Below are 26929 nucleotides of genomic sequence, written 5' to 3' on the forward strand. Positions count from 1 at the left end.
AATTTGCGTCCCTACACAACCGGCAGGCCGATCTTGCCGAGATGGGACTATATGACGAAATTTTCCGACCTCAAGCTGGGGCCCAAGGTCCTGAAAGCAATCACCGATACGGGCTATGAGACGCCGACGCCGATTCAGGCTGGTGCGATCCCGCCCGCATTGGAAGGCCGCGATGTACTGGGAATCGCCCAGACAGGGACTGGCAAAACTGCCGCCTTCGTGCTGCCGATGATCTCCATGCTGGCGCGTGGCCGGGCCCGGGCGCGGATGCCGCGCAGCCTTGTACTGGCCCCCACGAGAGAGCTGGCAGCCCAGGTCGCCGAGAATTTCGATAAATACTCCACCCACCTGAAGCTGACCAAGGCGCTGCTCATCGGCGGCGTGTCGTTCAAAGAGCAAGACATGCTCATTGATCGCGGCGTCGACGTTCTGATCGCAACGCCGGGACGGCTGCTGGATCACTTCGAGCGCGGCAAGCTGCTGTTAACCGGGGTGCAGATCATGGTCGTCGACGAAGCGGACCGGATGCTCGATATGGGATTCATCCCTGACATCGAGAAAATCTTTTCGCTGACGCCGTTCACCCGCCAGACCCTGTTCTTCTCGGCCACCATGGCCCCTGAGATCGAACGGATCACCAACACTTTCTTGTCCAATCCGGCCCGGGTCGAGGTTGCACGGCAATCCTCGGCGTCCGAGACCATTGTTCAAAGCGTGGTGGAATTCACCGCAAGTCGCAAAGACCGTCAGTCCCAAGAAAAACGCAACGTTCTGCGCGCGATGATCGAAGCCGAAGGTGCCGCTTGCACCAATGCGATCGTGTTCTGCAACCGCAAGACCGACGTGGATATCGTGGCCAAAAGCCTGAAAACGCACGGCTACGATGCGGCCCCGATCCACGGTGATCTCGAACAGTCCAAGCGTACCGAAGTGCTGCAAGGCTTCCGTGATGGCAACCTTCGGTTCCTCTGCGCATCGGATGTGGCAGCTCGTGGCTTGGACATCCCCAATGTGAGCCATGTGTTTAACTACGACGTTCCCAGCCATGCGGAAGACTATGTCCACCGGATTGGCCGCACGGGCCGCGCCGGACGCGCCGGAACGGCACTGATGATCAGCACGCCGTCAGACGAAAAGAATCTGACCGCCATTGAAACCCTGATCAGTTCCACGATCCCGCGCGCTGAAAACCCGCTTGCAGTAGCCGCGGTCGCTGCAGCGCCCGCCCCGGCCGCTGATGCGCCCGAGAAAAAGCCAAGCCGCCGCCGGACCTCTGCCAGCCGCACCCGGACTGCCAAGCCCGTGGAAGCAGACGCCGTCGTCGAAGCCGCGCCGGTCGCAGAACCGCAAGCAAAGCCTGAAGAGGCCAAGCCCCGCACCCGGCCCGAGCGCGCGCCGCGTGGCAAGGCCCGTCAAGAACAAGACCGCGGCCGAAGAAATGATCCCGTGGTTGGCATGGGCGATCACCTGCCCAGCTTTATCGCGCTCAGCTTTGAAGAGCGCCGGGTCAGCTAAGCTGGCCCGACCGCCTCGCGGCCGCAAGACACCGCGACGCCACACTAAAAAACGCCCGGCGACCTCTCAGGTCGCCGGGCGTTTTTTATTTCCATGGCGCGTTTCGCGCGATGTCGTCCTGTCAAATGCCGAAGGCCACCGCCCCCGGCATTGATTTGCGTTTACTGCGCCAGACGGCTGACGACGACGGTGACTTCCGGCTTCCGGCCAATTTCGCTGTTGGCAGCGTTGCGCACGTTGCGCCGCAACGCTTCGCTCAGCTTGCCATCATCGGCCAGAAGGCTGTCATCGGCTCGACCGAGAAACTGTTCCAGTTCGGCTTCAAGCACCTCGCTTAGCGGTGTCCGCGACCGTCCCGTTTCCGGCAGTCCAAGGATTTCGCACCATGCCTCGCCCAGCGGTTCGTCATTCTCATCGATAATGAGGGTGACGGTGACGTGGCCGTTCAACGCCATGCGGATCCGGTCGCGCACAACCCCGTCCATCGCACCGATTTGCACGGTGCCATCCAGATAGGTCCGCCCAGTTTCCACGTATCCGACGACCTTCGGCGCATTGCCGGTCAGTTCGACCATGGTGCCGTTCGGCGCCAGCACACCAGCCAATCCGGTCTCCGCAGCCAAGCCTACATGTTCGCGCAGATGCCGGTGTTCGCCATGCATCGGAATCACGACCTGCGGTTTGACAAGGTTGTGAATCTCTTGCAGGTCGGGCCGGTTCGCGTGACCAGAGACGTGATACAAGCCGCCACTGTCGTCGACCACGTTGACGCCCATCTCGCTGAACGCATTCATGATCTTCGCCACGCCGCGTTCGTTGCCCGGAATAGTCTTGGACGAGAAGAGGAAGAGGTCGCCCTCTTTCATGCTAAGTCCAAGGAACTTACCACGCGCCAATTGCGCCGATGCCGCCCGACGCTCGCCTTGCGACCCAGTTACAATCAACATCAGGTTCTCGCGCGGGATCTGACTGGCCTCTTCGGGCGGGATGGTATGGGGGAAGTCGGACATGATGCCGGTTTCCGCCGCCACTGTCACCATCCGACGCATAGCACGGCCCAGCAAGACCACCGACCGGCCAGCAGCCCGACCGGCTTCGGCCAAGGTGCGGACCCGGGCGATATTGGACGCGAAGGTCGTCGCCACGACCATGCCGCCTGCCCCTTTGACCAAGGATTCGATCGCCGGACCAACAACAACCTCGGACCGTCCCGCATTGGGATTGAACACGTTCGTGCTGTCACAAACCAGCGCTAGAACGCCGTCCTTGGACACTTCGGACCACGCCTCGGGAACGAACGGTTCGCCGACCAACGGGGTCTTGTCGAGCTTGAAATCCCCGGTATGCACGATCCGGCCCGCTGGCGTGTCGATGACCAACGCCGAGGATTCCGGGATGGAGTGAGACATCGGCAAGAAGCCGACCTTGAACGGGCCCGCCGAGACAGTTTCAGGCCATGCTTCAACCGTATGGACCTCGTCCTGATCGTTGCCCTGCTCTTCCATCTTGCGCCGAGCGATGTTGGCGGTGAAGCGGCGGGCATAGACCGGGGCCTTCAGACGCGACCAGAGGTGGCCAACAGCCCCAACATGGTCTTCGTGGGCATGGGTAATGAAGATGGCGTCCAGACGGTCCGCACGCTCTTCCAGCCAGGCGATATCGGCGAATATCAGGTCAACTCCCGGCGAGCTGTCCATGTCCGGGAAGGCCACGCCAAGATCGACAAGGATGTAACGTTCCTTGTTCTCGGGACCATACCCGTAAACATAACAATTCATTCCGATCTCGCCCGCCCCTCCCAGGGGCAAGTAGATCAATCGGGCAGCACTCATGAGGGGTTCGCTTCCTTGTTGTATTTATGAATCACGGTCAACCCGTGCATTGTGAGACCTTCTTCAAACGCGTCGAACAGGACAGCCCCTTGTTGAAACAAGGGAGCGAGCCCACCGGTTCCGATCACCTTCATAGGTCGTCCGAATTCAACCCGGATCCGGGAGGTAATTTCCTTAACCAGACCGACATACCCCCAAAACACCCCGGACTGCATGCAGTCAACGGTATTTCGGCCAATAACGTGGTCCGGCGTGGTGATATCCACGTGAGGCAAGGCCGCTGCGGCCAGATGCAGGGCCTCAAGGCTCAGGTTCACACCCGGCGCAATCACCCCGCCAACGTAAGCGCCATCGCGATCGACCACATCAAATGTTGTCGCGGTGCCGAAATCAACCACCACCAGATCCCCGCCAAACAGATCGAAACCGGCAGCCGAGTTCACCAACCGGTCTGGCCCGACTTGCGTTCCGGGATCGACACGCGGCGCAATCGGCAGCAAACATTCCGGCTTGCCCACCACCAGCGGCCGGCAATCGAAATACCGGTTGGCCAAAACGCGCAAGTTGAACACCACGCGCGGAACGGTCGACGACAGGATAACCTCGTCAATCGCCACATCCAGCCCCTCAGCCGCGATCAACGCGCTCAGCCAGACGTAATACTGATCCGCCGTACGGCTTTGATCCGTCGAGGCGCGCCACGTCGCCAAGAACCTGGTCCCGTCCCAGATCGAAAATACGGTGTTTGTGTTCCCACAATCGATTGCCAGCAGCATTGAATATCCCCCGTCAACGATACGGATCAGAAGAAAATATCGGCAGCAGGTACAGAAATTCGACCCGAGGCCGTCACTAGCACGAGCGCACCAGTTTGATCGATGCTTTCAAACGTACCCGTCAATTCTTCGCGGCCGGTGCGCGCAGTGATGACCTCACCCAGCCGTGCAGCACGCGCCAAAAAGGCAGTTCGGATCGGATCGAAGCCAAAAGTATCAAGCTGGGCCTCCCAGCGGGCAAAGGCAGGTGCCAAGTGGTCCAGCAACGTTTCAGGATCAATCTGCACCCCTGCCGCATCCAACACCGAAGTCGGACGAAACGCCGTGTTTTCCAGACCGGTGACATCCGGGCTGTTTATCAGGTTCACGCCAATACCGATAGAGAGCAGACCATTGTGTCCCGCTGCCCCGACATATTCCAGCAGGATCCCGGCCAGCTTCTGGCCGTTCATCAAGACATCGTTCGGCCACTTCAGGGTGATGGCATCGGCGCGGCCCGAAAGATCAGACACCGCATCGGCCAGAGCCAACGCCGCCACGAAAGACCGCAAAGCGGCCCCCTCTGGGCCGGTGGTCGGGCGTGAGATATAGGTGGCTGCGAAATTGCCAACGGGATCCGCCCACGGTCGTCCGCGGCGTCCCTTCCCGGCAGTTTGACGCAAGGCCAGTATCCAAGTCGGGCCAGCAAGATCGGCACCGATCCGCGCGGCTTCGGCATTGGTGCTGTCAACCTCGGCAAGCACCCGGCGGCCTACGCCGTCGGGCCAGGCCGGTGTCTTACTGGACAAGTGTTGCCGCCGCAGCAGCCGCAAGTGCCTCAATCCCGAACAGGTTCACAACACCCACCACCATGGCGGCTGCCGAGACCATCAAGAAGCCCCACAGAACCGGCGAGCGGCCAACATCCAGCGGCTGATCAACAGGCTCACCGAAGTACATGTAGTACACCACCCGCAGGTAATAGAACGCGCCGATCACAGATGCGATCACACCGGCCACTGCCAGCCACGCCAAGCCACCCTGATAGGCCGCGGTCAGCACGTAATACTTGCCGAAAAAGCCAACCAAGGGCGGCACGCCTGCCAAGCTGAACAACAGCACCAACATCGCCAAAGCCCGCAAGGGATCGCGGCGCGAATACATGTTGAGCGACCGGATATCTGTGACCGGCTGACCATCACGTTCCATCGACAGAATGAAGGCAAAGGTCCCGACGTTCATGGTCACATAGATGGCCATGTAAATCAGCATCGCCTGCACCCCGAACGCCGTACCCGAGGCCAAGCCCATCAAGGCAAACCCCATATGGGCGATCGACGAATAGGCCATCAGGCGCTTGATATTGGTCTGTCCGATTGCCGCGATCGAGCCAAGGAACATTGACGCAACACTGAGCAGCGCAATCACTTGCTGCCAGTCCGAGGTCATATGTCCGAAGGCGTCATGCATGACCCGCGCAAACAATGCCATTGCTGCCACTTTCGGGGCCGTCGCGAAGAAGGCGGTAACCGGGGTTGGCGAGCCCTCGTACACGTCGGGGGTCCACATGTGGAACGGCACAGCCGAGACCTTGAATGCAAGACCGGAGATCAAGAAGACCAGACCGAACAACAGCCCAAGCGGAGCCGTCGTTTCCGTCGCCGCCGTAAGAATGCCGGCAAAGTCGGTGGTGCCCGCGAAGCCGTAGGTCAGCGACGCGCCGTACAGCAACAAGCCAGAGCTTAGCGCCCCAAGCACGAAGTACTTCATCCCAGCTTCGGTGCTTTTCACGCTGTCGCGCCGCAACGACGCCACGACGTAAAGCGCCAAGGACTGAAGCTCCAACCCCATATAGAGCGACATCAGGTTCCCGGCCGAAACCATGACCATCATGCCCACCACCGACAAGGTGATCAGAATCGGGTATTCGAACCGCAGCAAATCGCGGCGCTGCATATAGGTTTCGCTCATCAGCAGGATGGCCGCCGCCGACAGCAGGATCGCCACCTTGGCAAAGCGCGAGAACGCATCTTCGTAGAACAAGCCGCCAAAGGCCACCCGGTTGCCGCCACCGTTATATCCAACGGATGCCGCCACAAGGATCAGGACCACGGCCGTCGCCCAAAGCAGGTGCGGTGCAACCTTGTCCTTGCCCGCGAAGGCGCCAAAAATCAGCCCGGCCATTGCGAACAGCGAAAGCAGGACTTCCGGCAGGATGGCAGAAAAATCAGCAGAGGTCATATCGCCACCCTTAATGTTGCGCTGCGATCTGAGATGCAGGCGTCGCATCCAGAACCGCAGTTTCATAGCCGGACACAAGCGCCTCGACCGATGGCCCGATCACATCCGTCACCAAGCTAGGATAGACGCCAAGCAACAGCGTCATAAACACCAGCGGCGCAAAGATCGCGCGTTCCCGGCGGGACATGTCCGTGATTGATTTCAGGCTTTCCTTCAGCAATTCGCCCATCACCACCCGGCGATAAAGCCAAAGCGCATAGGCCGCCGAGAAGATCACCCCAGAGGTGGCCACTGCCGCGACCCAGGTATTGGCTTGGAACATCCCCATCAGGGTCAGGAACTCGCCCACAAACCCGCTGGTCCCCGGCAGACCGACATTGGCCATCGTGAACAGCAAGAAGATCATCGCATAGGCAGGCATCCGATTGACCAGACCGCCATAGGCGTCGATCTCACGGGTGTGAATGCGGTCGTAGATCACACCGACACACAGGAACAGCGCGCCAGAGATGAAGCCGTGGCTGATCATCTGGAAGATCGCCCCGTCGACGCCTTGTTGATTGGCGGAAAAGATACCGGCGGTGACATAGCCCATATGGGCAACTGACGAATACGCAATCAGCTTTTTCATATCCGTCTGCACCAGCGCCACCAGCGAGGTGTAGACAATCGCGATGGCCGACAGCCACAGGACGAAGGGCGCCATGATATCGGACGCAACCGGGAACATCGGCAGACTGAACCGCAAGAACCCGTAGCCGCCCATCTTCAGCAAAATAGCCGCCAGCACCACGGACCCGGCCGTTGGGGCCTGAACGTGCGCGTCCGGCAACCACGTATGCACCGGCCACATCGGCATCTTCACTGCGAAACTCGCGAAGAAGGCCAGCCACAGCATGGTTTGCAACCCGCCTACCACGTGGAACCCAAGAAGGTTGAAGCTTTCAGTCCCGAACTGATGGTTCAAAAGGGTCGGAATATCGGCCGTCCCGGCATCGCTGATCATGGCCACAATGGCGACCAGCATCAGGACCGACCCAAGGAAGGTGTAGAGGAAGAATTTGAAGCTGGCATAGATGCGGTTCGCCCCGCCCCAGATGCCGATGATCAAGAACATCGGGATCAGGCCCGCCTCGAAGAAGAGGTAAAACAGCACGAGGTCCAGCGCACAGAACACGCCCAGCATCAGCGTTTCCAGCATCAGGAACGCGATCATGTATTCCTTGACCCGGGTTTCAACCGTCCAGCACGCCGCAATGGTGATCGGCATCAGGAAGGTCGTCAGCAGGACGAACAGCACCGAGATGCCATCGACACCCATCTTGTACTTCAGCCCTAGCAGCCAGTCATGTTCTTCGACGAACTGGAAACCGGTATTGGACGGTTCGAACCCTGTCAGAATGAAGATTGACAGGAAAAAGGTCAGGACCGTGGCGGCCAGCGCGACCCAACGCGCGTTGCGCTTGGCATCCTCGTCCTCGCCACGCAGGAACAACGCCAGAATGAGCGCCGCAACCGCAGGCAAGAAGGTGACAATGGACAGAAGGTTGTTCATTACTCGCTTCCCCCGGTGAGGGTCATCAGGGTGATCAATACAGCGATGCCCAGGACCATCGCGAACGCATAGTGAAAGAGGTAGCCCGACTGGACCCGCCCGGCGAGACGCGTGAAGAACGGAATGATCCCCATGGCCAAGCCGTTAATGCCGCCATCGATGGTTGCGCCATCGCCGTACTTCCACAAAAGTCGGCCAATCCCGCGCGCTGGACGGACAAAGAGGAAATCGTAGATTTCATCAAAGTACCATTTGTTCAGCAGAAACTGGTAAAGCGGCCAGTTCGCATCGGCGACCTTTTTGGGAAGGTCGGGCCGACGAATGTACATCGTCCATGCCAAGCCGAACCCTAGCAACATCGCCACGAACGGTGACACCTTCACCCAAATCGGGGCATGGTGCGCATCGTCGATCACGTGGTTATCCGGTCCCATATAGATGGCACCGATCGGCTGAAGGCTGGTGGGCTCTGCCGCAGACCCAACATGGGTCGCAACCGCGTCATGACCTGCCTCATCCGTCGCCGGAGCGTCATGGTTAGCGGTGGCATCGCCATGGGCGCCCTGCTCGGCTTCGACGTGATGCGGAATACCGAAGAACGTGGTCATTTCGTCATGGTCACCGAAGAACGACCCGTACCACAGCATCCCCGAGAAGATCGCCCCCAGCGACAACACCGCCAACGGGATCAACATGATCCTTGGGCTTTCATGCGCATGCTCATGGGTGTGCTTGTCCCCGCGCGGCGTTCCATAGAATGTCAGGAAGATCAGGCGCCAGCTGTAGAACGAGGTAAACGCAGCCGCGATGACCAGCATCCAGAACCCGTAACCAGCCATGGAATTGGTCCCGGCAAAGGCGGATTCAATGATTGCATCCTTCGACAGGAAGCCGGCGAACCCGATCCCCGTCAGCGGAATGCCAACCCCCGTGATCGCCAGTGTACCGATCATCATCGCCCAGAAGGTTGCGGGAATCTTGCCGCGCAAGCCACCATAGTTCCGCATGTCCTGTTCGTGATGCATCGCATGAATGACCGACCCTGCCCCGAGGAATAGCAGCGCTTTGAAGAATGCGTGGGTCAACAAGTGGAACATGGCGACGCCATAAGCGCCAACCCCAACGGCCACGAACATATAGCCCAACTGCGAACAGGTCGAATACGCAATCACGCGCTTGATGTCGTTCTGCACCAAACCCACCGTCGCGGCAAAGAATGCGGTCGAGGCGCCGATAAAGGTGACGAAGGTCAGCGCGTTCGGCGCAAATTCCATCAAGGGCGACATCCGGCACATCATGAAGACACCGGCGGTGACCATGGTTGCCGCGTGGATCAGGGCCGACACTGGGGTCGGACCTTCCATCGCGTCCGGCAACCAAGTGTGCAAGAACAACTGAGCGGATTTCCCCATCGCACCGATGAACAGCAAGATGCCAACCACTTCGGCCGCGTTCCAGTCGCGCCACAAGAACGTCAGCTCGGTCTGGGCGATCTCAGGCGCAGATGCGAAGATCACGTTGAAGTCGATGCTGTCGGTTAGGAAGAACAGCGCAAAGATGCCCAACGCAAACCCGAAGTCGCCGACCCGGTTGACCACGAAGGCCTTGATCGCGGCGGCATTGGCGGTTGGCTTACGGTAATAGAAACCGATCAGCAAATACGAGGCAACGCCCACGCCTTCCCAGCCAAAGAACATCTGTACCAGATTGTCCGAGGTCACCAGCATCAGCATGGCGAAGGTAAAGAAGGACAGATACGCAAAGAAGCGCGGCTTATAGACTTCGCCCTCTTTCCACTGCGGATCGTGGTCCATGTAGCCAAAGCTGTAGATGTGGACGAGCGTGGACACAGTGGTCACGACAATCAGCATGATCGCCGTGAGACGATCCACGCGGATGCCCCAGCTGGTCGACAAGCTGCCGCTTTCGATCCAGCGGGCAATCGTGATGCTGTACAGCTCACCGTCAAAGCCAAGGAACACGACCCAAGAAAGGAAGCAGACGTAAATCATCAGGCCGGTCGCGGTCCACATGGCCGCCTTTTCGCCAATGAACTTCCAGCCGAAGCCACAGATCAGGGCGCCTACCAGCGGCGAAAACAGGATGATCGTTTCCATCGCAGGTCAGCCTTTCATGTTGTTGATGTCCTCGACCGCGATCGTTCCGCGATTGCGGAAGAAGCAGACGAGGATGGCAAGGCCAATCGCGGCCTCAGCGGCGGCGACTGTCAGTACGAACAGCGTGAAAATCTGTCCGGTCAGATCACCGAGATAGCTTGAGAAGGCGACCAGATTGATGTTGACCGCCAACAGGATCAATTCGATCGACATCAGAATGATGATGACGTTCTTTCGGTTGAGAAAGAGGCCGAAAATGCCAATGACGAACAGCGTGGCCGCCACCGCCAGATAGTGTTCAAGTCCGATCATCACATGTCCCTTCGGGTCTTGAGCCCGTTTCGTCGTCTTGTGCCGGTACAGAAGAAGTGTACCGGCGCATCTTATAGCCCTTGGCCCGACTTCACGTCTTTCAGTTCCATCGCCTTGGCCGGGTCACGGTACATCTGCGCCAACACATCCTGACGTTTGACGTCGGCACGGTGCCGCAGGGTCAAAAGAATGGCGCCAACCATGGCCACAAGCAGGATCAAACCAGCCAGTTGGAACAGCAGGAAGTACTTGTCATAGATCAATAGCCCAAGCGCCGCCGTGTTGTGCACAACTTCCGGATCCGGCGTCACGTTGGCCCGAACCGCAAGGGCGTCGTTCGAGTAATCCCAAACCCCAAGAGCCAGCGTCAACTGCATTAGAATGACGACCCCAATCAACAGGGCCAGCGGAATGTATTTTGCCATCTCCGCCTTAAGCTCGGCAAAATCGACATCCAACATCATGACAACGAACAGGAACAGCACGGCTACCGCGCCGACATAGACGATGATCAGCAACATCGCGACGAATTCGGCGCCGAGCAGAACAAACAATCCCGCCGAGGACAGAAAGGCAAGGATCAACCAAAGCACCGAATGGACCGGATTTCGGGAGATTACCGTAAACAGGCCACCCGCGATCACGCAGATCGCAAAGGCATAAAAGGCAAGGGTTACCACGCTCATGCTTTGGCCTCCTGTCGGTCCGAAACCTGCTGGGCGGACATATGGGTTTCACGGATCATCGGTACGGCGCATCGATCTCGAGGTTGCGGGCAATCTCGGCTTCCCAGCGATCTCCGTTTTCCAGAAGCTTGGTCTTATCGTAGAAGAGTTCTTCGCGGGTTTCCGTCGCGAATTCGAAATTCGGGCCTTCGACAATCGCATCCACCGGACAGGCCTCCTGGCAGAACCCGCAATAGATGCACTTGGTCATGTCAATGTCATAGCGGGTGGTGCGGCGCGAGCCGTCTTCCCGTGGCTCGGCGTCGATGGTGATGGCCTGCGCCGGGCAGATCGCCTCGCACAGCTTACACGCGATGCAGCGTTCTTCGCCGTTCGGATAACGGCGCAGGGCATGTTCGCCGCGAAAGCGAGGGCTAAGCGGCCCCTTCTCATGCGGATAGTTCAGGGTGGCCTTGGGAGCGAAGAAGTACTTCAGCCCCAGCTTCATCCCGACCGCGAAATCCGCCAGCAGGAAATATTTCCCGGCTCGGGTCCAGTCCATAACCGTCATGTCAGCCTCCTACTACCCAGCGGGCATAGGCGCCGCCGAACAGTTCAAATTTCGCCATGAACGCCACGAAGACGACCCAGCCCAACGACATCGGCAGAAACACCTTCCAGCCGATCCGCATCAGTTGGTCATAGCGGTAGCGTGGTGTGATGGCTTTCACCATGGCGAACATGAAGAAGAAGAACGCCATCTTCGCAACCATCCAAAGCGCCCCATCCGGCAGGAACGGGATCGGGGACAACCAGCCGCCAAAGAACAGCAGGGTCATCAAGGCGCACATCAAGAAGATCGCAATATACTCGCCCGCCATGAACAGCAGGAACGGGGTCGATGAATACTCTACCTGATAGCCAGCGACCAGTTCGCTTTCCGCTTCCGGAAGGTCAAACGGCGGCCGGTTGGTTTCGGCCAAGGCCGAGATGAAGAACAGGAAGACCATCGGGAAGTGCGGCAGCCAGTACCAGTTGAAAAACCCAAGGTTGCCATCTTGCGCCCGCACGATATCGCCGAAATTCAACGACCCGGTGGTTAGAATGACGCCAACGATAATCAACCCGATCGAGACTTCATAGGAAATCATCTGCGCCGCAGACCGCAAGCTGCCTAGGAACGGGTATTTCGAGTTGGACGCCCAGCCCCCCATAATCACGCCATACACTTCAAGAGACGAGATCGCGAAGACATAAAGGATGGCGACGTTGATGTCGGCAAGGACCCATGTGTCCGTGAACGGGATCACCGCCCACGCGACCATGGCCAGCACGAATGAAGTCATCGGCGCCATCAGGAAGACCGTTTTGTCCGCCCCGGCAGGAACGACGATCTCCTTGACGACATATTTCAGTGCGTCAGCCACCGTCTGTAGAAGGCCCCAAGGCCCAACAACGTTTGGCCCCCGGCGCATCTGAACCGCGGCCCAGATTTTGCGGTCGCCATAGACCAGAAACAACAGCGAGATCATGACAAAAGCGAGCACAGCCAGACATTGCGCCACGATGATCACGGCAATCCCGGCAGTGGTGGCAAAGAAATCAGCCATTGGCGGTTACCTCCGGATACTGCGTGTGAACGACAGGCAAGGGCGACACGGCGGCCCCCGTTGAGCGCTGATAAACAGCATGTCCCGCCACAATTCCAGCAGGCACAGGTGGTCTTGTGCGGAGATGTCGCGGCATTCTGGCTTCGCTTTGCATCATCATTCCGCCGCCATCGCCGTTGAGGCACGTGCCCGCGCATTGGCGCTAAGTTCCGCCATCAAGGTCGACGCCCGACAGATCGGATTGGTCAGGTAGTGATCGCTGATCGCCAGACGGAAGTCGGCCTTGGCAGGCTCCGCCACTGGCAATGGCGTCCAAGCGTTAGCCGGAACCGTGTCGATTTTCTTCAGGTGCGGCACGGCCTTGATCAACGCGGTGCGCAATTGTGCCAGATTGTCGAATGGCAGGGTTTTACCCAGACGCGGGGACAGCGCCCGCAGGATCGCCCAATTTTCCTTGGCCTCGCCCGGGGGAAAGCTGCCGCGCAGCGCCAACTGAGGACGCCCTTCGGTGTTGACAAACAGGCCCTGCTCTTCAGTCCATGCGGCCGAAGGAAACACGATGTCGGCCCGATGTGCGCCGCGGTCGCCGTGGCTGCCTTGATAGATCACAAAAGGCCCTGCCGCGATCTCGATCTCGTCCGCGCCAAGGTTGTAGACCACCTCAGCACCCTCCAGTGCTGCCGTGATTCCACCATCGGTGACACATCCGGCGTCCATCGCCCCGACCCGGGACGCAGCGGTGTGCAACACCATAAATTTAGAGTTCGACACATCGGCCATGCGCATCGCTTGGCTCAGCACCGCCTCGCCATCGCTTTCGGTCAAGGCGCCCTGCCCGATGATCACGACGGTATTCTTGTCGCGGGTCGCGTCCGAAACCGTTTCACCTGCCATGGTAACCAACGCGGCACGATCTGTTCCGGCGTGGAAATAGTCGTAAGTCAGATCACCGGCTTGGCCAATTACGGCCACTTCGGCCCCGGCCAGCCACGCTTTGCGGATCCGGGCGTTCAGAACGGGCATTTCTTCGCGGGGGTTGGTGCCGACCAGTAGGATCATCTCAGCCGAGTCGATATCTGCAATCGTCGCCGTGCCCACATAGGCCGAGCGGTTGTCAGCGGGCAGTTTGCTGCCATCGGTCCGACATTCGACTTTCCCGCCCAAGCCTTCGATCAGCCGCTTCAACGCGAACGCCGCTTCAACCGGCGCAAGATCGCCGACCAAGCCCGTCACTTTCTTGCCCGCCATTACTGCTGCGGCCGCGCCAAGGGCTTCCTCCCAGCTTGCCGGACGCAATTTGCCGTTTTCGCGAATATAGGGCTTGTCCAAACGTTGCCGCCGCAACCCGTCCCACACGAAGCGGGATTTGTCGGACAGCCATTCTTCGTTCACGCCATCATGATTGCGCGGCAAAAACCGCATGACTTCGCGCCCTTTAGTGTCGATCCGGATGTTCGCACCCAGCGCATCCATGACATCGATGCTTTCGGTCTTGGTCAACTCCCAAGGCCGCGCCGTGAACGCATAGGGTTTGGAGACCAAAGCGCCCACCGGGCAAAGATCAATGATGTTGCCCTGCAAGTTACTGTCGAGCGTCTGCCCCAGATAGCTGGTGATCTCGGCGTCTTCGCCGCGACCCGTCTGGCCCATTTGGCTGATTCCGGCCACTTCGGTCGTGAAGCGCACGCAACGGGTGCAAGAAATGCAGCGCGTCATGTGGGTTTCGACCAACGGACCCAAATCCAGATCCTCAGAGGCGCGCTTAGGCTCGCGGTAGCGGCTGAAATCCACACCATAGGCCATTGCCTGATCCTGAAGATCACATTCGCCGCCCTGATCGCAGATCGGGCAATCCAGCGGGTGGTTGATTAGCAGGAATTCCATCACGCCTTCACGGGCCTTCTTGACCATGGGCGAATTGGTTTTGATCACCGGCGGCGCGCCTTCCGGACCGGGACGCAAATCCTTGACCTGCATCGCGCAGGACGCGGCGGGCTTGGGTGGGCCACCGACAACTTCGACCAGACACATCCGGCAGTTGCCAGCGATGGTCAGTCGTTCGTGATAGCAGAAGCGCGGAACTTCTACCCCGACCTGCTCACAGGCCTGAATCAGCGTCATTGCCGGATCGACTTCGACCTCGTGGCCGTCAATGATGATCTTGCGCAGATTGGTCATTCGCTACTCCGCTGCAACTTGCGCGCAGGACTGGGTTTTCCAGAGCTGCGCGTCGTTCAAATGGGACCAGCCAAAGGCGTGATCCGTGTTTCCATGTGTCTCAAGATGGTCCAGCCGGGCCAGTGCCTCATCTACGGACGGGTGATGTCCGGCCGGCACCCACCACAGTACGAAATGCGGTTTACCGAGTCCCTCGAACCAGTCTGCCCGGCGGTTGTAGACCTGTCGGTGTACTGTATTCCAGACGAAACTTTCAAGACTGGGCACATCCGTCCAGACTGTCAGGTTCATCACCGCCTGCGGGTCATTGCCGACCTTGGTGTTGGTATTGCCGGTGCCGGGCTCTCCCGATCCCTCCATCATCCAAACAAAGCCCGAGCTGCGCTTGCCGATGTCGTTCACCGTATCAAGCGCCGCCATAAAGGCCGCAACGCGCGGATCATCGGTCGGCGCAATCAGCCGCCCGATATTCAGCTGCGCAAGATGATGGCCAGCAGGCTGCATCCCTAAGCCACGTCTTTCGCACGGGGGGGCCAGTCCGAAAATGCCAGAAAGCCAAGCAGACCCACTGCGCCAATCGGCACAACGGAAAGCAAGCCCCACGCACCGTTATACCCCGCCTTCTGGCAAATTTTCCAAAAGCAAAGCGGTTGGAACACCAGATACAACAGCGCGACAATCAAGGCAGGGACGCCGATATGCATCATATCCAACACCCCTCTCCTTATTCCGCCGCCACGGCACTGACGCGCCCAGTGCGCTTGTGCTTGATGCGGTCTTCAATCTCGTTCCGGTAGTGACGGATCAGGCCTTGGATCGGCCATGCCGCCGCATCGCCCAAGGCGCAAATCGTGTGGCCTTCGACCTGCTTGGTGACGTCGAACAGCATGTCGATTTCTTCAACCTCGGCTTCGCCCGTAACCAAGCGGTCCATGACCCGCATCATCCAACCCGTGCCTTCACGGCAGGGCGTACACTGACCGCAGCTTTCATGCTTATAGAACTTCGACAACCGCCAGATCGCTTTGATGATGTCGGTGCTTTCGTCCATGACAATCACGGCCGCCGTTCCCAGACCCGAGCGCTGCTCGCGCAGCCAATCGAAATCCATGATCGCCTCTTTGGCGATCGGCGCCGGCAGACACGGAACCGATGAGCCGCCCGGAATGATCGCCTTGAGGTTGCCCCACCCGCCGCGGATACCGCCGCAATGCTTGTCGATCAGTTCTTGGAACGAGATCGACATCGCCTCTTCGACCACACAAGGGTGGTTCACATGGCCCGAGATCGCAAACAGCTTCGTGCCCGCGTTGTTGGGACGTCCAAAGCTGGAGAACCATTCCGGGCCACGGCGCAGAATGGTCGGCACAACCGCGATGGATTCGACGTTGTTCACTGTGGTTGGGCAACCATACAGCCCCGCGCCAGCCGGGAATGGCGGCTTCATCCGCGGCATTCCCTTGCGGCCTTCAAGGCTTTCCAGCAACGCGGTTTCTTCGCCGCAAATATAGGCGCCAGCGCCGTGGGCGACGTAGAGATCGAAATCCCAGCCCGAACCACAGGCGTTCTTGCCGATCAAGCCGTCTTCATAGGCCTCGTCGATGGCCAACTGAAGGGCTTCGCGTTCCCGAATATATTCACCGCGGATGTAGATGTAACAGGCATGTGCCTGCATTGCGAAGCTGGCGATCAAGCAGCCTTCGATCAAGGTATGCGGATCATGGCGCATGATCTCGCGGTCCTTACAGGTGCCGGGTTCGGATTCGTCGGCATTCACCACCAGATAGCTGGGGCGACCGTCGCTTTCCTTGGGCATGAACGACCATTTCAGGCCGGTCGGGAACCCTGCCCCGCCACGCCCACGTAGGCCGCTGGCTTTCATCTGGTCCACGATCCATGGAGCACCCTTATCAAGGATGCCCGCTGTGCCGTCCCAATGTCCGCGCGACTTGGCCCCCGCGAGGGACCGGTCGTGCATTCCATAGATATTGGTGAAGATCCGGTCTTCGTCTTTCAGCATTCAGCTATCCTCACTCATATCGGTCGCTTGCCCGGATCGGCGCTTTCGCCAGATCTGCCATGTCACGACCAGGGACCAGAACATGGCCGCCAATGCCGCGAAATCGAATAAAAACGCATAGCGCGCAGGCCAGTCGAAATGCTGGCCAAGAAATTGTGCCGCAAGCCACAGCAGCATCGCACCCGCGATGACCAAGGCAACGGTGCGTGCCTGACGCTCCGTCGCTTTGGCGGCATCACGTTGGGGGGGCGAAGCCGGTGACATGTCAGTCGGCGTCCTTATCATCAGGTGTGGTTGCTTGGCCGTCAGCAACAAGCGCGCGCGCCTGCGCCACCCACTCATCGCGAGAGACCCGGCCCTTGAACCCCACAAGTTCCTCATCCGCCCAGGCCACGTCCGTGTCGTTCCAGACTGCGATCTGGTCAAAATGGAAGATCCCGATGGAATTCAAAAGCTTTTCAAGCTTCGGCCCAACACCCTTGATGGTCTTCAGATCGTCAGCCTTGCCATAACGGGCTTCGGTCAACGCGCCGGGTGCGAGAACAGGATCGTCGCCGACCGCGTCGTCCTCGACTTCGGGGGCGTCATCCAAAGCATCCTCTTCACCTCCTGCGCCGATGCCCAGCCACGGGGTCGTCAGCGGAACTTCGGTGCCATCAATCCGCTTCAGGGTATCGCCGATCTCGGTCGCCAAGGTCACAGACGCATTCTGAGGAAGGCGATTGTCGCCATGTGCAGTCAGGCTGGTGAGACCACCCAAAGGTTCCGCTGCATAACGCCCGTTCTGCGGTCCGGGCACAGGCACTTCGCCCGCGGCCATCCGGTCCAAAAGGGTCGCGAAACCATCGGTGGTCAGGTCTTCGTAATAATCCTTGCCGATCTGGGCCATCGGCGCGTTGGCGCAGGACCCAAGGCATTCGACCTCTTCCCACGAAAACTTTCCATCACCGCTAAGGGCATGCGCCTGCGGTGCGATCTTGTCCTTACAGACCGCGATCAGATCCTCGGCCCCGCAAATCATGCAGGACGTCGTGCCACAAATCTGAATATGTGCGACCGAGCCGACGGGTTGCAGCTGGAACATGAAGTAGAAGGTCGCAACCTCCAGCGCCCGCATATAGGCCATATCCAGCATCCGTGCGACACCTTCAATCGCAGGCCGGGTCAGCCAGCCCTCTTGTTCCTGTGCGCGCCAAAGCAGCGGAATGATCGCGCTGGCCTGACGGCCCTCGGGATATTTGGTGATCTGTGCTTCGGCCCAAGCCTGATTGGCAGGCGTGAAGGCAAAGCTGTCAGGCTGGGTGGGGTGGAGGCGGCGGAGCATGTCAGGCGCAGTCCTTCGAAATCTGAGCAGAGGGCGCACGGCATGGGCGCAGGCCCCCGGCGAGAGTAGGTTGGCCAAGACGCACGAAAGCCCGGCCCAGTGTTGCAAAATCGGTCATCGGTCGATTTCCCCAAAAACCACATCCAACGTGCCGATGATGGCCGCGACATCCGCAAGTTGATGGCCCTTAGAGATATAGTCCATGGCCTGAAGATGTAAAAAGCCCGGGGCGCGCAGCTTGGCGCGATACGGCTTATTGCTGCCATCTGCCACCAGATAGACGCCGAATTCCCCTTTCGGGGCTTCAACCGCGGCATAGACTTCACCGGCGGGGACGTGGAAGCCTTCGGTGTACAGCTTGAAGTGATGGATCAGCGCTTCCATCGAGGTTTTCATGTCGCTGCGCGTCGGCGGGCTGAGCTTGCCACGCGTCATCACATCGCCCTTTTCAAGGCGCAGTTTGGCGCAGGCCTGCTGCATGATCTTCACGCTTTCGCGCATCTCAGCCATGCGGCAGAGATAGCGATCATAGCAGTCGCCGTTTTTGCCCACCGGCACCTGAAACTCAAACTCGTCATAGCATTCATAGGGCTGTGACCGACGCAAATCCCACGCCAGGCCCGACCCCCGGACCATGACGCCGGAAAAGCCCCAATCCAGAATGTCCTGCTCTGTGACGACGCCGATATCGGCGTTGCGCTGTTTGAAAACCCGGTTTTCCGTCAGCAGGCCGTCGATGTCGTCCAGCACATGAGGAAAGGTTTCGCACCACGCCTCAATATCATCGATCAAGGCAGGCGGCAGATCCTGATGCACCCCGCCCGGACGGAAATACGCTGCGTGCAGGCGCGCACCGCAAGCCCGCTCGTAGAACACCATCAGCTTTTCGCGTTCTTCAAAGCCCCAGAGCGGCGGCGTCAGCGCCCCGACATCCATCGCTTGCGTGGTCACGTTCAGCAGGTGGCTGAGAATTCGGCCCATTTCACTATAGAGCACCCGGATCAGACTGCCCCGGCGCGGCACTGGGGTGCCCGTCAGCTTCTCAATCGCCAAGCACCACGCGTGCTCTTGGTTCATCGGTGCCACATAATCCAGCCGGTCCAGATAGGGCAGATTCTGCAGGTAGGTCCGGCTTTCCATCAATTTTTCGGTGCCGCGATGCAACAGCCCGATATGGGGATCGCAACGCTCGACAATCTCGCCATCCAGTTCCAGAACCAGACGCAAAACGCCGTGCGCAGCCGGGTGCTGCGGCCCGAAATTGATATTGAAGTTCCGGATCTTCTGTTCGCCGGTCAGGGCGTCTTCGAATTTGGTACCGTCCATCGGGTCGTCCTTTATTCGTCCGCCCGCGCGGCCATCATCCACAACAAGATGATCAAGCCAACGGGTAGAATTGCAACCACCGACCACCACGGGTTCAGCTTATATTTCGGAAGCAACTTGAACAGTGGGTACACTGTCAGCGCGCCAATCAGTAGGAACCACAAAACGCCCATCATACGGCCTCCGCCGGAGTGCCGTTACGCAAAGCGCCAGCGCATGCCGTTGATGCCAGACCCGACGTCATTCAAGCACCTGTCTTTTCGTCTCCGGGAAGGATGTATTCGGCTCCCTCCCACGGCGACATGAAATCAAACTGCCGATATTCCTGAACAAGGGTCACCGGCTCATAGACGACGCGCTTTTGCACTTCGTCATAGCGGACCTCGGTATACCCTGTGGTTGGGAAGTCCTTCCGCAGGGGATGCCCACGAAACCCATAATCGGTCAAAATGCGGCGCAGATCGGGATGGCCAGAGAACAACAGGCCGAACATGTCAAACACTTCCCGCTCAAACCAGTTTGCAGCCGGGTAGACGTCGATCAGCGATGGCACCATGTCTTCTTCGCGCGCCTCGATCCGCACACGAATGCGCTGATTTTGGTACATCGACAGGAACTGATAGACCACATCAAAGCGCCGCTCGCGCGAGGGGTAATCGACGGCGGTGATATCCACCAACGTCGAAAAACGGCAGGTCTGATCGGCCTTCAGAAACTCGCAGAACTGAACCAGTGCCGCCGCGGTCACGGTGACATTCAACTCGCCAAACCCGATTGACGTGGTCACGATACAATCAGGGCGCGTGGCTTCCAGATATTCGGCAAGATCGCGAAGCTGTTCGGTCATGGGCAGTGGTGTCCTTGGTCGCGGGCGGCTTAGCGGATGATCGTACCGGTGCGCCGGATCCGACGCTGAAGCTGCAAAATGCCATAAAGCAGCGCCTCGGCGGTGGGCGGGCAACCGGGAACATAGATATCCACGGGAACAATGCGATCACAGCCACGCACGACGCTATAGCTGTAATGGTAGTAGCCGCCGCCATTGGCGCAGGACCCCATAGAGATCACATAGCGCGGCTCGGGCATTTGATCATACACCTTGCGCAACGCCGGAGCCATCTTATTGGTCAGCGTTCCGGCCACAATCATCAGATCGGACTGACGCGGGCTGGCGCGCGGCGCCGTTCCGAACCGTTCCAGATCGTAGCGCGGCATCGAGGTGTGCATCATTTCAACGGCGCAGCAGGCCAAACCGAAGGTCATCCAGTGCAAGGACCCGGTCCGGGCCCAGTTGATGATATCCTCAGTCGAGGTCAGCAGAAACCCTTTGTCCTGCAACTCGCGATTCAACTCTTGCGTCGCAACTTCGCGATCAGGACCGGCGGTGTTCACGGCAGTGCTCACTCCCATTCCAACGCCCCTTTTTTCCATTCGTAGATGAACCCGATCGTCAACACACCCAAGAATATGATCATCGACCAGAAGCCCAGCATCCCGAGATCCTTGAAGGCCACGGCCCACGGAAACAGGAATGCAACTTCAAGGTCAAAGATGATAAACAGGATCGACACCAGATAGAAGCGCACGTCGAATTTCATCCGCGCGTCATCAAAAGCGTTAAACCCGCACTCATAGGCGCTGACTTTCTCGGGGTCCGGGTGCCGCACTGCAAGAATGGCAGCCGCCAGAAGCAGGACCAATCCCAGCGCAATCGCTATTCCGAGAAAAATGAGGATCGGCAGATATTCGCGAAGCAGCTCTTCCAAGAGATTCGGCCTCCGTTACGCGGCGTTCAGTCGTTATCGAGTAGCCCTCCGTGTAAACCTCCACCCCAAACCGGTCAACCGCAAGTCCCTATTCTAGGCGATGAAAAAAGCGCATATTTTTCACAGCCTTACTTGGCGCCACTTTTTGGTAGCGCCGGTATGCCGCATGGCCCTTTTCTGCTTTTTTCCAACCCGTTATCCGGTCCTTTTGACGTAATTGACGCCGCGTCCGGTTAATCACCCTGCACCGCAACAGCCTGAAATATCAGCGTATCACCGGTGGCAGCGTTTGAATCGCCGCCATGCCGGAGGACCAGATGAGCCCAATAATTGCCCTTGCCCTGTCCGTGCTTCCTGATCTCGCCAAACACCTGACCCCGGGCGCCATGCCGGAAATCCAAGACCGGGTCGTTGCGATAGTCCGCGATGTTCTGGGAACCGACGATCCAGACGAGGCCGCCCTGCGCGTCGCCGACATGCATCTGGCCGGAACCCTGCGCTTGCGGCTGGCTGAAATCGAAACCGACGCGCAAGCGCAATTTCGGGCTGAGATGGTTCACGACTTTGCGAACCGGTTCAGCAATCAATGGGGCACGCCATCTCCAATCGCCCAACCTGCCGCAGGTAATCTGTCCTTGGCCTGGGCACCGGTCGCCGTATCGCTTGTTGTGACCGGGGGCTTCTTCGCCACCCTAATTTTTCTGATCGCGCTGATCCGGTCACCCGACGCCAGCAGCAGCGCCAATCAAAGCGTCATTCAGATCGTCAACATTACGGTGGGCGCCCTCACCGCTGCATTTGCCACTGTGGTCAGCTTTTGGCTTGGCTCATCCGAGGGCTCGCGCCTAAAGGACCGGACCGCTTTGCAAAGGGTCAGCACCAATGTCCTGCCCCCGGCACACGTCGCCCCTTTACAATCCCACGCGCCGACGACGGCACCAAACCCTAAGGATGCCCGGCAGTTCTCGCTCTGCCTCGCGCAGGTGCGCAAACTGTCACTGGCCTTTCCCGGCACCTGCCTTGATGGCGCTGCCGCCACAGATCGCGATCCGGCCGAGACGGCGGCGCGGTTGCGGATCACCTATTGGAATGGACTGAACTGCGATGCGCTTGCCCCCGGCGTCGACCTGATGATGTTCGATATCGGTGTGACGTCTGGCGTCGCCACGGCTGCGCGGATGTTGCAACGGATCGTGCATGTGGAACCGGATGGACAGATCGGAACGGTGACAATTGGCGCAGCCCAGAACTTCCGGGCCGATCACCTCATTGCGGGCCTGTGCAAGGCGCGATTGGCACAAGGGCGACACGCCCCTGAGCGCCCTGCCCCGCATAACGCCCAGATGCGGCGCGCTGAAAAATGCCGAACGCTGGCACTGGCGATGATCTAAACGCAGCCCTCAGCGCGGTTCGTTGCCGTAGGCCATTCCGTGGCGAAACTGGATCACCCGATCCGAGGTCAGTTCGATCAGGCAGGCCCCGCCGACAATGGATCGGATCGTGCCGCCGATGAACGTTTGATAAACGTTGGCACATTCCGCATCGCGAAAGGCGATCCAAGCCCGTTGCGCCGCCAGAAGGTGCTCCACATTGGCACCCTGCTGATCCGGAACATCGACATCGCGGGCCTTAGCGTCGGCAAGGATCGCGGGCCACAGGTCATTCAACACCCGGTCCCACTCGGCGTTTTCGGCAACCAAGCAGGCGCTCATTCCGTATGTGGTCTGATCGCCGCTGGCAGCTTGGCACGCTTCATAAACCAGATCGCGACAGGCAAGATCGCCGTCTTCCCCGGCGCTGTTCGCCAGACAGTTGTCAAGAATAGCTGCATAAGTGTCTGCCTGCGCCGGAAACGTCATGATGAGGACCGCGATCCCAACACATCCGAGTAAAACCTTCATCGCAATCCTGACCCCATGTTAAAATGCCCTGCCCGACTGTCGTCAGATGATCCCCGCGCAACGCGTCGACGTCCAGTGAAAAAACGGCGGGCAGTTCCGTGGCACGGGACCACGCAATGGCGCTACGCCGTGACGGACAACAATGGTTCCAGCACCCGGTCTAGATCATCGAAATGCCGCAGAAGGGCTTCGGGATGCAGCCCCGCCACGTCCTCGCCATCGGGACCGAAGGTGACCAGCACGCATGGCACCCCCGCGGCTTTAGCCGTGTGACGATCCGTGACCGTATCCCCGATCAAAACGGCACGGGCCGGGTTCCCCCCTGCACGGCGTACCGCTTCGACGAACGGCGCCGGATCGGGCTTGCGTACCGGCAAGGTGTCGGCCCCGACAAGCGCCCCAAACCGATCGCGAATGCCCAACTTGCCTAACAGCAGTTCGGCCAGCGCTTCGGGCTTGTTGGTGCAAATGGCCGTCCGGTATCCGGCAGCCAGCAACCGATCCACGGCAGCGATCGCCCCGGGATACAGCGCCGTATGCACATCGATCGCAGCCTCATAGGCCGCCAGAAGATCGGGATACCCGGCTTCAATCGCCGGGCCCGTTTCGGGCTGGCCAAGGCGGGAAAATCCCAAGGCCAGCATCGCCCGGCCACCGCGGAACGCCGCAGCTTGATCCAGCGCCGGGTCCAACAGATCGCCATGGCCCATGCCCCGGAACACCTGATTGGCTGCGGCAATCAAATCGCCCGACGTGTCTGCCAATGTCCCATCCAGATCGAAAACTACTGTCGCCATGCCGGTGCCTGCCCTGTTGTTCCAAACGGTCCCTGTCGCTGTGCCAGTACAGGCCGACGACCGGAAATAAAAGCGCGCCGGCGGTCCGGCGTCCCTGCGTTAGCCCTTGCCGGGAAAGGCGCGCAGGATTACGACAGAGACATGACTGCGCCCCTTGTCGACCCTTTCGCCCGCGCAATCACCTACCTGCGGGTATCGGTGACGGATCGGTGCGACTTTCGCTGCGTCTATTGCATGTCCGAAAACATGACCTTTCTGCCCAAGCGTGAATTGCTGACGCTGGAAGAACTGGATCGCATGTGCACCACCTTTATCGGCCTTGGGGTGAAAAAATTGCGCATCACCGGCGGCGAACCATTGGTGCGTCGCGACATCCTGACCTTTTTCCGCGCCATGACCCGGCATCTGGACAGCGGCGCGCTGAGCGAACTGACCGTAACCACCAACGGCTCGCAATTGGAAAAATACGCCGCCGATCTGGCGGCGTGCGGCGTGCGTCGGATCAATGTCTCACTCGATACGCTTGATGAGACGAAGTTCGCCACGATCACGCGCTGGGGGCGACTGCCGCAAGTGCTGCGCGGGATCGATGCGGCACAGGCTGCGGGCCTGCGGGTCAAGATTAACACGGTCGCCTTAAAAGGCTTCAACGAGGATGAACTGTTCACCCTGACCGACTGGTGCGCTCGCCGCGATATGGACCTGACCTTCATAGAAGTGATGCCGATGGGTGATCTTGGCAACGAAGACAGGGTTGGTCAGTATTGGTCCCTAAAGGACCTGCGCGCCCGCTTGTCAGAGCGCGTCACCCTGACCGATCTGGACGAACGCAGCGGTGGCCCCGCCCGGTATGTGCGTGTGGTGGAAACCGGCCAGAAGATCGGCTTTATCACGCCCCTGACCCATAATTTCTGTGAAAGCTGCAACCGGGTCCGCCTGACTTGCACTGGCGAATTATACATGTGCCTCGGGCAGGAAGACATGGCCGATCTGCGCAAACCGCTGCGCGCTGATCTGACTAGCAATGCGCCGCTGGAAGCCGCCATCCGCACCGCGATTTCGCACAAGCCCAAGGGGCACGACTTTGATTATTCCCGGGCACGGCCGGATGGGCAGATGACCCGCCACATGAGCCATACCGGCGGCTGATCCGCCGCGATCAGAACGACCGCGACGGATCAAGATCGCTTACTGCATGGTCGCAATCTGACAATCGATTACAGCTTCAATCGCTTTGGCCGATCCGGTCAGGTCAACAGTCACCGACTCACCGTTGGAGCGGTCAACGATCAGGGTCTGCTGCTTGGCCAGCTCATAGGCAAAGTTCAGGTTGTTGAAAAAGACGTAGCCGCCCTGAACGCCTTCTTTGTTGTACTCTTTCGCTTCGCCGGTGAAGATAGTTTCACCCAGCGTCATGGCCACGGGCACGAAATCACCCTCTGTGGTACCTGCCTCGACTTTGGCAAACAGGCCAGCATAGGCTAGCTCTTTTTTGCGGTCGACGCCGACCTGAAACTGACGGCCTTCTGCATCGGTGCGCGATGCTAGGCAGCTATCCCCCAAGGCCTTGCTGTAATACAGTGTCCAGTCGCCCAGCTGGTCGACCATCTGCAGTTCCTGAGCTTGGGCTTGGCTGCCAAGCAGCCCCATCATTGCCCCAACCAGACCGTAGCCAAAATAACGTGCAGAACCCATGGATATCATCCTTGTATTTGTTCCGCGGCAGTCAGCGCTGCCGCGTTTCGATGACGACACAAGTTTTTGTATCGCGCCCAAGAAGTGACTTATTTTTCAATGTGCGTCCAGTCTTGTCCGCTCTGCGCCCGCCTCAAGCGATGGGTAGGCGGTGTTCGACGATTTCGGCCCACCATGAACAGCCCGCCGGGATGATCTCGTCGTTAAAATTGTACTCTGGATGGTGAATCGCCGCGCTGTCGCCATTGCCCACCAAAATATAGGCACCCGGCCGTTCTTGCAGCAGATAGGCGAAATCTTCGCCCCCCATGACCAGCGGCGCAAGCCCGCATTCGCCGGCCACGCCGCGCGCCACCTCGGCGGCGAAGTCGGTCTCGGATTCGGAATTGACCATCACCGGATAGCCGCGCGTGTAGGTGACGCTGGCGCTGCCACCAAACATCTCTGCCGTGGCATGGCAAATCGCCGTGATCCGGGCTTCGGCCAGATCGCGCAGCACCGGATCCAGCGTGCGGACGGTGCCCCGCAGTTGTACCGATTGCGGGATGACGTTAAACGCTTTGCTGTCGCTTTCAATGCTGGTCACAGAGACCACGACCTGCGCCACGGGATCGGCATTCCGGCTGACGATGGTTTGCAAGGCAAGGACCAGATGGCTGGCCATGACGATGGGATCCACCGTCTCATGCGGTTTAGCGGCATGACCACCGCGCCCGGTCAGCGTGATCCGAAGGGTATCTGTGGCAGCAAAAAACGCGCCGGGCCGGATGGCAAAGCGCCCATCGGGCAAGCCGGGCCAATTGTGCATGCCATAGACTTCCTGAATATCAAAGCGGTCCAGCAGACCGTCATCGATCATCACCTTGGCGCCGCCACCGCCTTCTTCAGCGGGCTGAAAGATCACGATGACCGTGCCATCGAAGTTCCGGGTCTCGGCCAGATATTTCGCCGCGCCCAGCAGCATGGCGGTGTGCCCGTCATGACCGCACGCATGCATTGTTCCCGGCGTGGTCGAGGCATAGTCCAGCCCCGTCGCCTCTAGGATTGGTAGGGCATCCATATCGGCGCGCAAGCCGATCACCCGTCCCGACTGATCACCGCGGCCGCGGATCCGACCAACAACCCCGGTGCGCCCGACTCCGGTGACAACCTCGTCACAGCCGAACTCTTTCAGCCGATCCGCCACAAATGCAGCGGTGCGGTGGGTGTCGAACATCAGTTCGGGATGGGCGTGCAAATCGCGCCGCCACGCGGTGATTTCGGGCAGAAGTTCGGCAAATCGGTTCTTAATCGGCATGACGCAATTCCCTGACAGACCTG

28 protein-coding genes are annotated in these 26929 nt (G+C 59.3%); 3 read left to right on the plus strand and 25 right to left on the minus strand.

What is annotated here, in order from left to right; translation table 11 throughout:
* Positions 1–51 precede the first annotated feature (51 nt).
* Positions 52–1515: a DEAD/DEAH box helicase gene (locus BV911_RS12180; protein ID WP_086053895.1), complete on the plus strand. Its 1464-nt coding sequence runs from the start codon at positions 52–54 to the stop codon at positions 1513–1515.
* A 161-nt stretch (positions 1516–1676) separates the two neighbouring features.
* Here the strand turns inward: BV911_RS12180 and BV911_RS12185 are convergent, their stop codons facing one another.
* From BV911_RS12185 to BV911_RS12280, 21 genes are all read right to left on the minus strand, one after another.
* Complete coding sequence (locus BV911_RS12185; RefSeq protein WP_086053896.1) at positions 1677–3347, minus strand: ribonuclease J; 1671 nt, start codon at positions 3345–3347, stop codon at positions 1677–1679.
* Positions 3344–4123: a type III pantothenate kinase gene (locus tag BV911_RS12190; protein ID WP_086053897.1), complete on the minus strand. Its 780-nt coding sequence runs from the start codon at positions 4121–4123 to the stop codon at positions 3344–3346. Before BV911_RS12190 ends, BV911_RS12185 begins: the two co-directional genes overlap by 4 nt.
* Before the next feature lie 26 nt (positions 4124–4149).
* Positions 4150–4911 (minus strand): biotin--[acetyl-CoA-carboxylase] ligase, encoded by a 762-nt coding sequence (locus BV911_RS12195; protein WP_086053942.1) that lies wholly within the window; start codon positions 4909–4911, stop codon positions 4150–4152.
* Positions 4901–6343: an NADH-quinone oxidoreductase subunit NuoN gene (nuoN, locus tag BV911_RS12200; protein WP_086053898.1), complete on the minus strand. Its 1443-nt coding sequence runs from the start codon at positions 6341–6343 to the stop codon at positions 4901–4903. Before nuoN ends, BV911_RS12195 begins: the two co-directional genes overlap by 11 nt.
* Before the next feature lie 10 nt (positions 6344–6353).
* A complete protein-coding gene (locus tag BV911_RS12205) occupies positions 6354–7898 on the minus strand; it encodes an NADH-quinone oxidoreductase subunit M (protein WP_086053899.1) in 1545 nt (514 codons plus the stop codon).
* Positions 7898–10015 carry an NADH-quinone oxidoreductase subunit L gene (nuoL, locus tag BV911_RS12210; RefSeq protein WP_086053900.1) on the minus strand — a complete coding sequence of 706 codons (2118 nt, stop codon included), beginning with the start codon at positions 10013–10015 and terminating at the stop codon, positions 7898–7900. Before nuoL ends, BV911_RS12205 begins: the two co-directional genes overlap by 1 nt.
* Positions 10016–10021: 6 nt before the next feature.
* Positions 10022–10327, minus strand: a complete 306-nt coding sequence (nuoK, locus tag BV911_RS12215; protein ID WP_086053901.1) for an NADH-quinone oxidoreductase subunit NuoK — start codon at positions 10325–10327, stop codon at positions 10022–10024.
* Positions 10328–10398: 71 nt separating this feature from the next.
* Positions 10399–11007 (minus strand): NADH-quinone oxidoreductase subunit J, encoded by a 609-nt coding sequence (locus BV911_RS12220; protein WP_371588143.1) that lies wholly within the window; start codon positions 11005–11007, stop codon positions 10399–10401.
* A gap of 61 nt (positions 11008–11068) precedes the next feature.
* Positions 11069–11563, minus strand: coding sequence for an NADH-quinone oxidoreductase subunit NuoI (gene nuoI / locus BV911_RS12225; protein WP_086053903.1), 495 nt, complete (start codon positions 11561–11563; stop codon positions 11069–11071).
* Position 11564: 1 nt separating this feature from the next.
* Complete coding sequence (nuoH, locus tag BV911_RS12230; protein ID WP_086053904.1) at positions 11565–12602, minus strand: NADH-quinone oxidoreductase subunit NuoH; 1038 nt, start codon at positions 12600–12602, stop codon at positions 11565–11567.
* A 156-nt stretch (positions 12603–12758) separates the two neighbouring features.
* Complete coding sequence (gene nuoG, locus BV911_RS12235; protein WP_086053905.1) at positions 12759–14780, minus strand: NADH-quinone oxidoreductase subunit NuoG; 2022 nt, start codon at positions 14778–14780, stop codon at positions 12759–12761.
* Positions 14781–14783: 3 nt separating this feature from the next.
* Positions 14784–15284, minus strand: a complete 501-nt coding sequence (locus BV911_RS12240; RefSeq protein ID WP_086053906.1) for a DUF3291 domain-containing protein — start codon at positions 15282–15284, stop codon at positions 14784–14786.
* 2 nt (positions 15285–15286) lie between these two features.
* Complete coding sequence (locus BV911_RS12245) at positions 15287–15496, minus strand: hypothetical protein (RefSeq protein ID WP_205963853.1); 210 nt, start codon at positions 15494–15496, stop codon at positions 15287–15289.
* Positions 15497–15504: 8 nt separating this feature from the next.
* Positions 15505–16800 (minus strand): NADH-quinone oxidoreductase subunit NuoF, encoded by a 1296-nt coding sequence (gene nuoF, locus BV911_RS12250; RefSeq protein WP_086053908.1) that lies wholly within the window; start codon positions 16798–16800, stop codon positions 15505–15507.
* The gene (locus BV911_RS12255) at positions 16801–17064 is read right to left on the minus strand and encodes a DUF5337 domain-containing protein (RefSeq protein WP_086053909.1); all 264 of its coding nucleotides are present in this window, start codon (positions 17062–17064) and stop codon (positions 16801–16803) included.
* Position 17065: 1 nt separating this feature from the next.
* Positions 17066–18124, minus strand: a complete 1059-nt coding sequence (gene nuoE / locus BV911_RS12260; protein WP_086053910.1) for an NADH-quinone oxidoreductase subunit NuoE — start codon at positions 18122–18124, stop codon at positions 17066–17068.
* A 114-nt stretch (positions 18125–18238) separates the two neighbouring features.
* Positions 18239–19450, minus strand: coding sequence for an NADH-quinone oxidoreductase subunit D (locus BV911_RS12265; RefSeq protein ID WP_086053911.1), 1212 nt, complete (start codon positions 19448–19450; stop codon positions 18239–18241).
* An 11-nt stretch (positions 19451–19461) separates the two neighbouring features.
* Complete coding sequence (locus tag BV911_RS19570) at positions 19462–19626, minus strand: hypothetical protein (RefSeq protein WP_168184058.1); 165 nt, start codon at positions 19624–19626, stop codon at positions 19462–19464.
* Positions 19627–19694: 68 nt separating this feature from the next.
* Positions 19695–20297 carry an NADH-quinone oxidoreductase subunit C gene (locus BV911_RS12270; RefSeq protein WP_086053912.1) on the minus strand — a complete coding sequence of 201 codons (603 nt, stop codon included), beginning with the start codon at positions 20295–20297 and terminating at the stop codon, positions 19695–19697.
* A gap of 29 nt (positions 20298–20326) precedes the next feature.
* Entirely contained in the window at positions 20327–20860 is a 534-nt protein-coding gene (locus BV911_RS12275) for an NADH-quinone oxidoreductase subunit B family protein (RefSeq protein ID WP_086053913.1), read from the minus strand.
* Complete coding sequence (locus BV911_RS12280; protein WP_086053914.1) at positions 20851–21216, minus strand: NADH-quinone oxidoreductase subunit A; 366 nt, start codon at positions 21214–21216, stop codon at positions 20851–20853. The genes BV911_RS12275 and BV911_RS12280 overlap by 10 nt, the downstream gene beginning before the upstream one ends.
* A gap of 317 nt (positions 21217–21533) precedes the next feature.
* Here BV911_RS12280 and BV911_RS12290 point away from each other — a divergent pair, with 317 nt between their 5' ends.
* On the plus strand, positions 21534–22607 hold the full coding sequence (locus tag BV911_RS12290; protein WP_139840075.1) for a hypothetical protein: 1074 nt from the start codon (positions 21534–21536) through the stop codon (positions 22605–22607).
* Between the two features lie 9 nt (positions 22608–22616).
* Here the strand turns inward: BV911_RS12290 and BV911_RS12295 are convergent, their stop codons facing one another.
* Positions 22617–23117, minus strand: coding sequence for a lysozyme inhibitor LprI family protein (locus tag BV911_RS12295; protein WP_086053917.1), 501 nt, complete (start codon positions 23115–23117; stop codon positions 22617–22619).
* Between the two features lie 122 nt (positions 23118–23239).
* The gene (locus BV911_RS12300; protein ID WP_086053918.1) at positions 23240–23914 is read right to left on the minus strand and encodes an HAD-IA family hydrolase; all 675 of its coding nucleotides are present in this window, start codon (positions 23912–23914) and stop codon (positions 23240–23242) included.
* A 141-nt stretch (positions 23915–24055) separates the two neighbouring features.
* On the opposite strand from BV911_RS12300, the gene moaA reads away from it, so the two are divergent.
* Entirely contained in the window at positions 24056–25063 is a 1008-nt protein-coding gene (gene moaA, locus BV911_RS12305; protein ID WP_086053919.1) for a GTP 3',8-cyclase MoaA, read from the plus strand.
* A 39-nt stretch (positions 25064–25102) separates the two neighbouring features.
* Here the strand turns inward: moaA and BV911_RS12310 are convergent, their stop codons facing one another.
* The gene (locus BV911_RS12310; protein WP_086053920.1) at positions 25103–25609 is read right to left on the minus strand and encodes a hypothetical protein; all 507 of its coding nucleotides are present in this window, start codon (positions 25607–25609) and stop codon (positions 25103–25105) included.
* 133 nt (positions 25610–25742) lie between these two features.
* Positions 25743–26906, minus strand: coding sequence for a M20 aminoacylase family protein (locus tag BV911_RS12315; protein WP_086053921.1), 1164 nt, complete (start codon positions 26904–26906; stop codon positions 25743–25745).
* Positions 26907–26929: the final 23 nt, after the last annotated feature.

This window comes from Pseudoruegeria sp. SK021 (assembly GCF_002119405.1).
Classification (GTDB): Bacteria; Pseudomonadota; Alphaproteobacteria; order Rhodobacterales; family Rhodobacteraceae; genus Meridianimarinicoccus.